The sequence below is a fragment of the Marinomonas sp. CT5 genome (genome assembly GCF_018336975.1).
Taxonomy (GTDB): Bacteria; Pseudomonadota; Gammaproteobacteria; order Pseudomonadales; family Marinomonadaceae; genus Marinomonas.
Genome location: NZ_CP025572.1, coordinates 2485675 through 2498860, shown reverse-complemented (window position 1 = coordinate 2498860; position 13186 = coordinate 2485675). Strand labels below are relative to the sequence as shown.

Sequence of the window (13186 nt, the reverse complement as noted above, 5' to 3'; positions counted from 1 at the left end):
AACTGTGCGCAAATCATATCTTAAATAGCTTTGGAGACTCAGAATGTCTTATCAGTACGACTTATTTGTTATTGGTGCCGGTTCAGGTGGTGTGCGCGCTAGTCGTGTTGCGGCCTCTAAAGGGTATAAAGTCGCCGTAGCAGAAGGCAGTGCATTGGGTGGCACTTGTGTAAATATTGGTTGTGTGCCTAAAAAACTCTTTGTATATGGGTCTGAGTTTGGTCATGGCTTTGATGAAGCGGCCGGTTTTGGTTGGTCTCATCAAGGTGCTGAATTCAACTGGTCTGTTCTGCGTGATAACAAAACTAAAGAGATTCAGCGCTTAAATGGTATCTATGGCAATTTGCTTGGTAATGCCGGTGTTGAGCTAATTACAGGGTATGCGAGCTTTGTTGATGAGCATACCGTCATGGTGGATGGAAAAACCTACACAGCAGAACGTATCTTGATCGCCGTTGGTGCCAAACCTTTTATTCCGGAATTTCAAGGCAGCGATTTGGTCGTTAGCTCCAATGAAATGTTCTTCCTAGAAGAATTGCCTAAAAAAGCCCTTGTGGTAGGTGGTGGTTACATTGCCGTTGAGTTTGCTGGCATTCTAAATGGCTTGGGTGTGGAAACCAGCCTTGCTTATCGTGGAGATCAACTGCTACGTGGCTTCGACCAAGATGTCCGTGATTTCGCTAGCGAAGAATATAAAAAGTCAGGTATCGATGTGCGATTGAATACAGACGTCGATCGCATTGAGCTTGCAGATTCAACCAACCCAGATGGCACTCGAACCGTTTATTTCAAAGATGGTCATTCAGAAGAGTTTGGTCTAATTCTCTATGCAACAGGTCGTGTGCCCAATGTGGACTCCTTACATCTTGATAAAGCCGGTATTAAAACGGGCAAGAATGGGGCTGTGATCATAGATAAAAACTTTACCACTTCAGCAAAAAGCGTTTTTGCACTTGGTGATGTGACCGATAATATTCAGTTAACACCAGTGGCGATTAAAGAAGCCATGGCGCTTATCGCTTATTGGTTTGATGGCAAAGAAGTGGACTTTGATTACGACAATATTCCAACCGCCGTCTTTAGCCAACCGGCAATTGGTACTGTTGGCTTGACTGAGCAAGAAGCCGAAAAGCGTGGTCTAGATTTCCGTGTGTATCAAACCGATTTCCGTCCGATGAAACACACACTAAGCGGGGGTACATCGCGCTCTTTGATGAAGCTATTGGTCAACAATGCCGACGACAAAGTCATTGGTGCCCACATGGTGGGGGATTACTCTGGTGAAATCATTCAGGGTCTAGGTATTGCCATAAAGGCCGGCGCTACAAAGGCTGACTTTGACGAAACGGTAGGTGTTCATCCAACCAGTGCAGAAGAGTTTGTTACCTTCTCTGAGGTATCGCTTAAGAAAAAATAATCCCGAATAGGAGTTTGGAAGGGCGCTTTGATAGCATTTATCGGAGCGCCTTTTTTATGTGGGGCACTCGTTCAGTGATTCCTTTCGCATACGTTTTCTCTATCGGTGTAGTCTTAATTTCGATTGCCACACTTGATGGTCTTCTTTAGTGTTGCTAGCACTCGCAACATGAATTTCAAAAGACAAGAGACCAAGATGAACGAAGTATTAACGACGTTACAACCTGCTGCCATTTGGCGTCATTTCCAAACCCTATGTAATACCCCAAGACCATCTTTTCATGAAGCAGCCTTAAGAGAGCAGCTAATTCAATGGGCGACTGATTTAGGTCATGAGACCTATGTGGATCCCGTCGGCAACCTGTTAATACGCAAAGCCGCTAGCAAAGGCATGGAAGACAGAGAAACGGTAGTTTTGCAGGGGCACTTGGATATGGTCGCGCAAAAGAACGCGGACATTGATCACGACTTCACGAAAGATCCCATTGTGACGCAAATCATTGATGGCTGGGTTCATGCAACGGGGACCACGCTGGGTGCTGATAATGGCATTGGTGTCGCCGCGGCTATGGCGGTGTTGGAATCGACGGAATTAGCGCATGGTCCAATTGAAGCCTTGTTTACCATCGAAGAAGAAACCAGTTTACGAGGTGCCTTACAGCTCGAAGAAGGTATTTTAAAGGGTAAAATCTTACTAAACTTAGATTCGGAAGATCGTGGTGATGTTTACATTGGCTGTGCTGGTGGTATGGACATCAATGTGGCAAAACACTATCCCATGGTGTCGGCTAGCAGCGATAAGAAAGCTTTCAAAATTACCGTGTCAGGCTTACGTGGCGGGCACTCTGGTTTAGATATTCATAAAGGCCGTGCCAATGCGAACGTATTAATTGTACGTTTGTTAAATTTGCTGAACGAGCGTTGTGATTTTGGCTTAAGTTCCTTTACCGGCGGCACCCTTCGCAATGCGATTTCTCGCGAAGCGATAGCAACTATTAATATTCAAGATATAGATCAAACTAAGCTATTTTCCTTTGTTGAAGAGTTTGAAAAAGCAACTAAAGCGGAATTCAACACCACGGAACCGAATTTAGTGGTAGCGCTAGAAGCGGCTGAACTGGATTCTGAGCTAGAGGCCAAAGACAAAGATGCGTTATTAAACGCCATGTTCTGTGCGCCTCACGGCGTTCATCGTATGAGTGCCGATTTGGAAGGTGTGACAGAAACCTCTTGTAACTTCGGAGTGATCAACTTGCGCAACACAGACGATGGCAAGAAAGCCTTCGATGCCTGTTTGTTGGTGCGCTCTCTTGTGGATTCCGCTGTTGAGCATTTAGCTTATGTCGCCAAATCGGCGTTTTCTTTAATCCACGCTGAAGTGAAATTAGAAAATGGCTACCCAGGCTGGCGTCCAGACCCAAATGCGGGCTTGCTCAAGCACTTCTTAACAGTTCACACTGAGGTCATGGGCCACGAAGCAAATGTGAAAGTAATTCATGCGGGGCTAGAGTGCGGCATCATTGGCGCGAAATACCCAGGTATGGAAATGGTCTCCTTTGGACCGAATATCCGCGGGGCCCATTCGCCAACCGAACGCATGGAAATCGACTCTGTTGGGGATTTTTGGCGACTACTTGTGGCGCTATTGGAATCCGTTCCAAAGGCCAAAGAGTCTTCCCCTTTTTAAGGGGGAGAGACTGCTTTTACGCTGCGCCTTAAGCCATCCGTAAATATGAGTCGTATATTTCATTCAATATCGAGGGACCGATGCAAGATAAAAAAGTCAAAGACGTATATAACTCTTATTTTCAATTTAATAATGAGCGAACGCTTTCAACAGGTTTAAAAAGTGAGCTTTTTACGGTTGAAGCTGAAGGGTGTTCGGTTTTTGTGGACAGAACACGTAAGTACGACAATCAGATAGTTATCTATGGTGTTTGTAGTGCAGAAAACTTAGAAAGCCACCTGACATTATATAAGCATGGTTTTTCACCAGAGATTTCTATTGATCTACAGGCGATAACCAATGAGCTGAAAACATGGTTATCAAATCACGAGTTTGTGTCTACTTATGAACACGAGTTTCTTGAACTAAGGGAAGCAAACTACGTAGCATGTGCGGAGCAAACAGGCCAATTAACAGTTGAGCGATGGTCACATGATAATGTCGATACATTTTTAACTTTACTCAAAACCTCAGGTTTAGAGTGTTCCGAGGAAATTTGGAAAAAGAAGCGTTCGTTATATTGTACTGATACTTTTCGCTGTTATGTTGTAAAAATAAATGGTGAGCCATGTGCTTGGGCAACGAGTTTTATTGAGAATGAATACGCAATATTAGCTAATGCGTATACACAAGAATCTTATCGCTCGAAGGGATGTCAAACGGCCTTACTGAGAGCAAGAATCGAAGAGGCCTTCTCTTTGGGTGCCAAAGTGGTTTTGACCGATGTAATGCCAAAAAGTACGAGTAGCAAAAATTGTAAATCAGTCGGCTTTAGTCGTATTGGAATGCGTAGTGTGTGGTGCAAAGACTAGAAATATCATAATCAACTCAAGCAGATTCGTAACACTCAGCACTTTTGTTTGAATCTAATCTAGTGTTTACAGCAAGAGGTTTATATAAGGTGGCAGTGTACGAAACACGCAAAGCTGAAAATAGTGACTATGAGTTCCTATTTGGGCTTAAGAAATCAGCAGAATTCGAACCAATCAAAGCTATCTTTGGATGGGATGAGAATGTTCAAAGAGACATTCATCGCACTGAATGGAACGAGGAAAAACCAACCATAATAGAAGTCGATGGAATTGCAGTCGGCAGTTATTTAGTACAGCTTCATGCTGACCACCTGTACTTTGGTCGTTTTTTTTTGTTACCACAGTACCAAGGTAAAGGTATTGGTAGCCATGTCTTGAAACGAGTCATTGAAATTGCCGCTCAACAATCGTTACCAATTCAGCTTTGTTATCTACAAGGAAATCGAGTAGGGCAACTATACAAAAGGCTGGGCTTCGAGGTGACAGGACAAGACAAACAGTTCGTGCACATGCATAAACTATGCTTATAGCAATCTATTTAAGCTGATTTACACCGTGTAGCCTTTGCTTTACTTGCGTCTGTTTCGCAAGTTCAACGCGTCAACGCAACCCCAAACCAAGGTGATTGACAGGCGGGAGTCCTGTTTATAGAGATTTTTGTAAGTTGCGCCTTTAGGCCGATATTGAAATGAGTATCGAAGTGACCACCAAGTATTTCAACTTGAGATTTTAGAGTATAAAAAAGATCCGATCATAGGGACTGAGGGAATCGCTTGCCTCGCTGGGTAAATCGCGCTACAAAAGAGCAAATAAAGAATCAACATAGCGGCGATCAAAGACCATCTGAAGATGTATCGTCCAAACAGATTTTGGTATTTAGCGAGTTATATAACAGGGAAGTCCTACCATAAAAAGCCAATCCCCTATATAGACAACGCAACCGTTCACAGCGGGTTATATCCGCAGCTACGCTGCTGTATAACTCTTAATTATAAGTACTACAGCCTAGGAATAATTTATGAAAAGAGGAACTGAACAGAGGACTGTACGTAGTTTTTGTCGTCGCATGAGAAAGATAAATCTTCAGCCGACGTATCAACGTGGGGCTGTATGGAGTAAGCCACAAAAACAACTTCTTATTGACTCAATTCTTCGAGATTTAGACGTACCAAAGATATATCTGCGTGAGATAAGTGATGATGCATATGAAGAAGAAGCCGTGGATGGCCAGCAACGATTAACCGCAATATACGGATTTTATAATGATGAATTCCCACTTTCAAAAGATGCAGATGATATCGACGGGCAAGCAATTGCAGGAATGAGATTTAGTACGCTCGATGAAGATGTAAAAGATTTGTTTGAGGCATATGAGCTAACAGTTGTGATATTGAGGAATGCCTCAGAAGAAGAAGTTGAGGAGATGTTTTTACGGCTTCAGAATGGAACAACGTTAAATGCTGCTGAAAAACGTAATGCGATGCGCGGCAATATGAAAGATTTTGTGCGCATCGTTGCACAGCATGATTTTTTTGATAATTGCGGTTTTAAGAATCATCGATTTGCGTACGATTTAATTGCATCTCAAATGATTAGGACGGCATTAGAGGGAGAGCCTTGTGGTGTCAAAAGTGCTGACATTGTCAAAATGTATGAAAGAAATGAAAATTTTGATTCGGAAAGCAAAGAAGCAAAGAAAATAATCAAAATGTTGGATTTACTTTTGGAGGCTTTTCCGGAAAAGACCCCCGAGTTAACTAAACTTACATCATTATCTCTGTTTATCTTATTTTCCTACCTCAAAGAGAATTTTGATATTAAAAATCGCATCACGGAATTGGGGCGATGGTTCATTGACTTTGAGACATGGAGAAAAGCTGATGAGCAAAGGCCATCAGACGAGCGCGATCCGGAAATGGTAACGTATCAAGATAAGATGAGTAGAACTACCGACAGCCAAGATTCTGTTGAGTATAGGCACAGGACTTTACTTACGAGAGTGCTCAAAGAAATTCCAGATCTTATTCCGCTTGACCCACAAAGAATATTTTCACATGAACAGAGAATGGCAATTTTCCGTCGAGATGGTGGAGTTTGCCAAGTCAAAATTAAATGCGATGGTGTCAAATGTACTTGGGATTATTGGCACACTGATCACAAAGTGGCTTGGAGCAACGGGGGCAAAACAACAGTTGAGAATGGCCAAGTTGCCTGTGTTGAATGCAACTTGGCAAAAAGTGCAAATTAGAGCTAAAAAAGTCAAGCATGGCGTGGTTTTTCGTTACTGCAGCGTCTTCACTAAAAGGCCGCACTTGTTTCGGGCATTAGATTCCATTAAGTGAAAATGAATTTTACGAATCTAAGGCAAGATGTAAAAAAGTATTTTGACGCTTGCCCCTAAATTACTTTTAACGGTGAAGAAATGAACCCCAAGGATGTTGTTCTATCATTCTGGAATGCTATGCAAACAAATGACTTTGCCAAAGCGAGTGAGTGGCTTAGTCCTGATTTTGAAGGTTTTTGGCCTCAGTCAGGTGAACTTATTGTTGGTAGGGATAACTTTGCAGCCATTAATTCCTATTATCCTGCTAACGGTGTTTGGCAGTTTACTCTTCATTCGATTGTCTGTGATGGTGCAACGGTGGTAACCGATGTTTCTATCAGCTATGGTGTTCAAAAAGCCCGTGCTATCACGTTTCATACAGTGGAGGGTGGTTTCATTATTAAGCAAAAAGAGTTCTGGCCTGACCCTATGGAAGCGCAAGCGTGGCGATCAAAATGGGTAAAGGTTGTACGAGAATAAGTCATACACTTAGGAAGAAATTAAGGTCACATTTCTATCGCTTGGCGTTGCGATCTATCTGCAGCGTTCTTGATTAAGGTAGAGGAACATTGTTATTTCACGATGCTTTTACATAATGAGCCAAGCTTCGAGTAAAACCTTCTTTTACCTTAATCATCTTCTAATGCAGTGAACGAACGTTCCATGAAGCTGGTCTTGATGATAGAGAAATACGATTTCTCAAAAGTTAGGTCACGCAATAACTCTTTTTATACAAAATCAAAAAAAGCCAGACTCAAAGTAAAATGACATTCCGACGAGGTAGGCGATAGTTTCGAGGGGGAATGTCATTTCACTTTGTTGCTACCAAACCTTCTCATTTCAAAATGTGATCCCAAGGTAATGCTTCCACCAAGCATTGCCTTTTCTTTTTTTAAAGTGGGTGCAAGGTCAGCGGGTTAGAATATGTCATAATAGCCAAATCGAAGAGGAGGTTGGATGATGGATTCAAAGGCGCTGACGATTGAGTTGGATAATGAGCAGTATGAGGCGGTGTTAGGCGAAAATTTGCTGACGTCTTTGCTGAATCAGGGGGCGGATATTCGCTATGGTTGTCGTGCCGGTGCTTGCGGTGCTTGCCGACTTTATGATGCCAGTAACTGCGAATCGATTCTTTCCTGCCAAACGAGTATTTCTTCGGCCATGTCTTTATCTCGGCAAACGCCTGCCGTGTCTTCTTCTTTCTCTGTTGTAAATTCTATTCATTTGAATGATTCGGCTATCGAGTTAACGCTTTTAGGGCCAAGTGACGATTCTTTCGGAGATCGTGTTTCGGTTGGTTTTCCGGCCAGCCAATCATCCACTGATTTGATTGATGAGCGAGCTCACTATTATGAAAGCATGGCGTTAAATCCAGCAGGAGCGCCTTTGAAGCTGGTGTTGAAAAAAGCCCAGCTGGACGATCAAAACTGGCAACAGGCCTTGGCTCTGTTATCCGAAGATAAAGTGGATGTGCAGTTATCGACAGGTATGCGCAAAGGGCGCTTGTTATTCGAAATGGACATTGCTGATGCACCGGTTGTGGTGATTTCTTCACCTGATAATGACATCTTCCAGCCCTATTGGCGTGACGCCTTACAGGAATACAGATCAAAGTATTTTGGGCATTTTTCTCTTTATGAGAATAAGGATTTGACGCTGAGTTTGGCAGACGATGCGCTTATTGCTTTTCTACAAGAGTCGCTGACTGAAGCCGGTTCAGCGGCTTTGCATATTATTTATCATGGTCAAAATGTGTCTGCAAAGGATTGGGGTATGTTATTGCGTCCTTTGCGGATCCATCCGAGTCAGCTGCATTTTGTTCGGTAATTTGACTGTTTGTTTTTATACATTTTAATTTTAGGTCTTTAGATGAAAATACTACACACCTCAGACTGGCATCTTGGTCAGCATTTCATGGGGAAATCACGCCGTGATGAGCACAAGGCATTTATTGACTGGTTGCTGGCGCTGGTGGATGAAGCGTCTATCGATGCTGTGATTATCGCGGGCGATGTGTTTGATACGGGGGCTCCGCCGAGTTATGCGCGGGAAATGTATCATCAGTTGGTGTTGGACATGAAGGCGCGACAATGCCAGTTGGTGATCGTCGCAGGCAATCATGATTCCGTCAGTATGCTAAACGAATCTAAGAGTTTGCTGACATACCTTGATACTCAAGTATCAAGTCAGGCGAATCTTGAAGACATTGATGCTCATGTTATTCCTCTTAACAACAAAGAAGGCGACGTGGCAGCTTGGGTATGTGCTGTTCCGTATTTGCGTCCAAAAGATGTGATGCAGAGTGTTGCGGGGCAATCTGAGCAAGATAAGAAAATGAGTCTATTGCAGATGATTGGCGACTTTTATCAGCAAGTGTATGACGCGGCGTGTGAGAAAAACAAACGCTTAAAAGCCCCAGTGCCGATTATTGGTACAGGGCATTTGACAGCCGTTGGTGGGCAGGTAAGCGAATCGGTTCGTGATCTTTATGTGGGCACATTAGAAGCGTTGCCAACCAATGTTTTCCCCGCATTTGATTATCTTGCACTTGGGCATATTCATCGTGCTCAGCCGATTAGTAAAAGTGGTCGATTCCGCTATAGTGGCTCGCCGATACCGCTGAGCTTTGATGAATTGGGGCGAGACAAAAGCTTGGTGATATTCGACACGGATCTGATTGGCGAAGACACTTTTGTTGATGACTTATTTGCTGAGCTAAAGGATCCGGTACAGTTAGTCAGTATTCCCAATTTCCAGCCCATGGCCAGTTTGAAGGGGAACTTAAAAGAGGTCATTAAACAGATTTCAGCGTTGGAGTTACCGCAGGATAAAAACCTTTGGCTAGAAGTCACAGTGATCGCAGATGACTATTTGAGTGATGTGCATAAGCGGTTATTAGAAGTGATCGATGGCAAGCCCATCGAGTTGCTTCGAGTTATGCGCCGCAGTGGTCTAGAGAAAAAGAATCAAGATTTTGAAGCTCGCAAAACGCTATCAGAATTAACCGTTGAAGATGTTTTTCAGCAGAGTCTTAAATCGAATTTAGAGCTGGATGAAGAAGAAAGCAAAGTGCTGACTGAGTTGTTTCAAACTTGCCTGGTGGAATTGGAAGAGTATCAACAAGAAGGCGAGGAGAAGCAATCATGAAAATTTGCAAACTGCGCCTGAAGAATTTGAACTCCCTAAAAGGCGAATGGGAAATCGATTTTACCAAGACACCCTTCGATGATGCGGGAGTCTTTGCCATTGTTGGACCAACGGGAGCAGGTAAGTCTACCTTGTTGGATGCAATCTGTTTGGCTTTGTACCATGAAACACCACGTCTAAAAGTATCACCGAGTCAGAACGATGTGATGACACGTCATACGTCTGAGTGTTTGGCGGAAGTGGAGTTTGAAATAAAAGGAAAAGGCTATCGCGCGTTTTGGGGGCAAAGACGCGCCCGAGGACAAAGCGATGGCAAGCTACAGCCAATGACGTGCGAGTTATGCGAGCGTGATGGCACCATAATTACCACTAAGATAAATGAGAAAATCGATAAAATAGCCGACATCACGGGATTGGATTTTTCGCGTTTTACCAAGTCTATGCTGTTAGCTCAAGGTGGTTTTTCGGCTTTTTTAAATGCCTCTGCCAATGATCGTGCCGAGTTATTAGAAGAACTGACAGGCACTGAAATCTATGGCGATGTGTCACAGTGGGTATTCGAAAAGCATAAAGCGGAAAAGCAGGCTATTGCCGGTTTGGAAAGTTTAACTGAGCAGACTCAGTTACTGACGGACGAGGCATTCTCTGAGCTTAAATTAACGGAAGCGAACTTTGAAGCGGATGATAAAGCAAACGCGACGGCCTTGAAGTCTCACCAAACTGCACTCGAATGGCGTCGTACCGAGCAGAATCTGCAAGAGCAGGTGGCTTTGTATCAGCAGCAAGTTGATGAGGCGAATCAGGCGCTGGCTGATTTTGCGCCAAAGCAAGAGCAACTTGAAAAAGCGTTGACTGCGCAAGTGTTACAACCTGACTATGAAAAGCAACACAGTTTACAGTCCCGCCTAGATCAAAACAAAGCCGATATAGACCAATATACGCACAAGCAACAAGAACTGAACAAGCAAAGTGTGGTTTTGAACGAATCGGTTGATCAAGCGAAAGAGGGGCTGATAAAAGCCCGTGCCGACTTAGAAGCGTTCAATAACAAAGTGAATGATCAAATTCAGCCTATCTTGTCTCGTCAGGAGAGTGTGAAAGCGCAGCAACAGGATGTTTCCACTCGATTAAAAGAGGTGGCTGCTAAAGTTGAAAATCAACAATCACAGTTAAAAAACGTGTCTGATAAACAAGCGGAAGTGAATAAAGCTTGTGAAGACAGTAAAGCGATTTTGAACCACTGGGCATCTCCTGAAAAAATTGAAAATCAATTATCCAGTTGGCAACATCAAGCGCAAAGCATTGCCGCAAATACCCAGGCCATTGCTGAGCTAGAAAGTAATATTGCAGCGAACACGACCTCCTATGAGGCGGCCGCTTCCTCTCTGGCTGCCAATCAAGCCAAGTTGGAACGAGAGCAAACTACGAGTGCAGAGCAGCAGAAGAGATTGCAGGATACACAGAATGCGTTTACTCAATTGTCCGGACAGGATGATTACAGCGAATGGCAAAAAGCCTATCATCACACTGAACGCGCTCATTATAATGCGCAATCTCTTTGGAAGCAGTGGCAATCCTACCAAGATCAATTAAGGCAGCTAGAGGAATTAGACAGTCATCTGAGTCGGATGACGCTAGGTATCCAACAGCAGCAAAGTCAGTTGGAGCAACACCGGCAGTCATATAAAGACAAACTTCGTCATCAGAAAACGGTTGAGAAACTGGCTGAGGCCGAACGTCATCTTGTCGCCCTGACTCAGTTACGTAATGATTTGGGTGAACAAGATGCCTGCCCACTGTGTGGGTCCGCAGAGCATGATTTAGCCAAGGCTCTGTACCAAAGCGATTCGGGTAACCAGGATGAATTTGTTCGTTTAGGAAAAGAACTGGATACGTTGAAAGCACAAGGCATGCAATTGGCGGCGGATCTGGAGGCGATGCAAAGAGAGCTTGCTTCCGGACAAACTCAGCGTCAGCAGTTGGTTGAGGGCTTGGTTGCGAAGGAGAATGAACTTAGGGAATGGTTGGTTTCATTACATCAATATACCAATCATCAACAAGCCGTCGTTGATTTGCCTAATCATGAGCAAGTGTTGTCCTTGGTGCAGCGCGTTGATCAAGATTGGCAAGCTCAGCTGGCTGTAGCACCCAAACTTGAGGAGCTTCAGCAGACTCGTTTGGCGCTAGAGGCTGAGTTGCAGAAGGTGAGCGCTCAACATCAAACATGGCAGCAGCAAGTCGCAAAAGAAGAATCACAATGCCAGTTACTATTGCAGACCTTAGAAAGCCTTCAGCAGACTATTGCCGCTAGAAAAACGGAACGAGAGAACACGATTGCTAACTTGAAGCAGGAGATGCAGCAAGTCAGTGTTCCTGAGAGTTATTTTAATTTAGAGCTATCAGAAGCATTGTCACAATTGCAAGACGCAATGACGCAATGGCGTAACAGTAAGGCGGGCTACGAGGCTTTATTGCAGCAAGGTGAACAGCTAGGTTACGAAAAGCAAAACATAGAAAGCTCATTGAAAGAGAATCAGCAGTCGCATGATGAGATACGTAGCAAGCTTACTACTTTTGATGAGACGTTAGCCGCCATCACTAAAGAGTTGGAGGCGCTTCTTGCTGGTAAGACAGTGGCTGAGCTTCGTCAGGATCACCAGTCTATATTTGAGCGCGCTCAACAAGGTGTTGATAAGATTGAGTCTGAGCGACAGCTGGCTGCGCAAGAGTTGGCTTCATGTAATGCCACATTAGAAACACTTAATAAGTCCCATACTGCAATGACTACGGAATATGAGCATGCCTTGTCCCATTGGAAGCAGTGTTTACAGGAAAAAGGCTTTGAAAATGAAGAGGCGTGGTTAAAGGCGAGTTTATCGGCCGATGAGATTCGTCAATGGCAAGAGGATTCCCAGCGTATGCAACAAGCGGTGACTCGATTGCAGACCTTGTTTGATCAAACTAAGGCCTCATTGCATAAGCATAATGAAGGCAAGCCCGATCTAATGACGGAAAACTCAGTATTTGACACCTTGTCTCTGGCCGAGCTAGAGGAAAAATGCACTCAGCTTGATGTGGAACGCCAAGCATTGCATCGTCAATGGGGAGTGATCACACAACAGATCCAAGAAGAAGTTCAACGCCGAGAACAAGTGGCGAAGTCCAAGGAAGCGTTAGCGGCACGCCGTGAAGCCTTTGTACATTTAGAGCGTTTGAATCATTTAATTGGCTCGGCCGATGGTGCGAAATTCCGTCGTTTTGCGCAAAGCCTTACTTTGGATCACTTGGTGTATTTGGCGAATCAGCATCTTGATATTTTGCATCGACGTTACCAGTTAATGCGCAATGAAGATGCCTTGTCATTGCTTGTTGTGGATACCTGGCAGGCGAATGCATCCCGTGACACTAAAACGCTGTCTGGTGGTGAATCTTTCTTGGTGAGTTTGGCATTGGCATTGGCTTTGTCAGATTTGGTTTCTCATAAAACCAGTATTGATTCGTTGTTTCTTGACGAAGGCTTTGGCACTTTGGATAGCGAAACCTTGGAGTCGGCTCTGGATGCATTGGATAACTTGCATTCATCAGGTAAAACCATTGGTATTATCAGTCATATCAGTGCGTTAAAAGAACGTATTCCAGTACAAATTAAGCTCACTAAACAAAGCGGGCTAGGAGTAAGTCGTCTGTCTTCGGAGTTTGCTGTGCAATCTGCGGATGGGTTAGATAATGCTCCGTGATTTGCTGGGCTTTGATGGTGCAAAA

9 protein-coding genes are annotated in these 13186 nt (G+C 44.0%); all 9 read left to right on the top strand.

Annotated elements, in window-relative coordinates:
- Nucleotides 1–43: 43 nt before the first annotated feature.
- The 9 genes from gorA (at nt 44) to C0J08_RS11670 (ending at nt 13161) form a co-directional block, all read left to right on the top strand.
- Complete coding sequence (gene gorA, locus C0J08_RS11710; RefSeq protein ID WP_212652155.1) at nt 44–1417, top strand: glutathione-disulfide reductase; 1374 nt, start codon at nt 44–46, stop codon at nt 1415–1417.
- 195 nt (nt 1418–1612) lie between these two features.
- A complete protein-coding gene (locus C0J08_RS11705; RefSeq protein ID WP_212652154.1) occupies nt 1613–3103 on the top strand; it encodes an aminoacyl-histidine dipeptidase in 1491 nt (496 codons plus the stop codon).
- A gap of 80 nt (nt 3104–3183) precedes the next feature.
- Nucleotides 3184–3954, top strand: a complete 771-nt coding sequence (locus tag C0J08_RS11700; RefSeq protein ID WP_212652153.1) for a GNAT family N-acetyltransferase — start codon at nt 3184–3186, stop codon at nt 3952–3954.
- Nucleotides 3955–4043: 89 nt separating this feature from the next.
- Nucleotides 4044–4484 carry a GNAT family N-acetyltransferase gene (locus tag C0J08_RS11695; RefSeq protein WP_249344248.1) on the top strand — a complete coding sequence of 147 codons (441 nt, stop codon included), beginning with the start codon at nt 4044–4046 and terminating at the stop codon, nt 4482–4484.
- Between the two features lie 488 nt (nt 4485–4972).
- Complete coding sequence (locus tag C0J08_RS11690; protein ID WP_212652151.1) at nt 4973–6202, top strand: GmrSD restriction endonuclease domain-containing protein; 1230 nt, start codon at nt 4973–4975, stop codon at nt 6200–6202.
- A 174-nt stretch (nt 6203–6376) separates the two neighbouring features.
- Entirely contained in the window at nt 6377–6757 is a 381-nt protein-coding gene (locus tag C0J08_RS11685) for a nuclear transport factor 2 family protein (RefSeq protein ID WP_212652150.1), read from the top strand.
- A gap of 477 nt (nt 6758–7234) precedes the next feature.
- Nucleotides 7235–8104, top strand: coding sequence for a 2Fe-2S iron-sulfur cluster-binding protein (locus C0J08_RS11680; protein WP_212652149.1), 870 nt, complete (start codon nt 7235–7237; stop codon nt 8102–8104).
- Nucleotides 8105–8146: 42 nt separating this feature from the next.
- Nucleotides 8147–9424: an exonuclease subunit SbcD gene (sbcD, locus tag C0J08_RS11675; RefSeq protein ID WP_212652148.1), complete on the top strand. Its 1278-nt coding sequence runs from the start codon at nt 8147–8149 to the stop codon at nt 9422–9424.
- Nucleotides 9421–13161: an AAA family ATPase gene (locus tag C0J08_RS11670; RefSeq protein ID WP_212652147.1), complete on the top strand. Its 3741-nt coding sequence runs from the start codon at nt 9421–9423 to the stop codon at nt 13159–13161. Before sbcD ends, C0J08_RS11670 begins: the two co-directional genes overlap by 4 nt.
- Nucleotides 13162–13186 lie beyond the last annotated feature (25 nt).

Bases quoted from the DNA above. Each gene is read 5' to 3' on its own strand.
- gorA (WP_212652155.1), top strand. From the start codon at position 44: ATGTCTTATCAGTACGACTTATTTGTTATTGGTGCCGGTTCAGGTGGT.
- C0J08_RS11705 (WP_212652154.1), top strand. From the start codon at position 1,613: ATGAACGAAGTATTAACGACGTTACAACCTGCTGCCATTTGGCGTCAT.
- C0J08_RS11700 (WP_212652153.1), top strand. From the start codon at position 3,184: ATGCAAGATAAAAAAGTCAAAGACGTATATAACTCTTATTTTCAATTT.
- C0J08_RS11690 (WP_212652151.1), top strand. From the start codon at position 4,973: ATGAAAAGAGGAACTGAACAGAGGACTGTACGTAGTTTTTGTCGTCGC.
- C0J08_RS11685 (WP_212652150.1), top strand. From the start codon at position 6,377: ATGAACCCCAAGGATGTTGTTCTATCATTCTGGAATGCTATGCAAACA.
- C0J08_RS11680 (WP_212652149.1), top strand. From the start codon at position 7,235: ATGATGGATTCAAAGGCGCTGACGATTGAGTTGGATAATGAGCAGTAT.
- sbcD (WP_212652148.1), top strand. From the start codon at position 8,147: ATGAAAATACTACACACCTCAGACTGGCATCTTGGTCAGCATTTCATG.
- C0J08_RS11670 (WP_212652147.1), top strand. From the start codon at position 9,421: ATGAAAATTTGCAAACTGCGCCTGAAGAATTTGAACTCCCTAAAAGGC.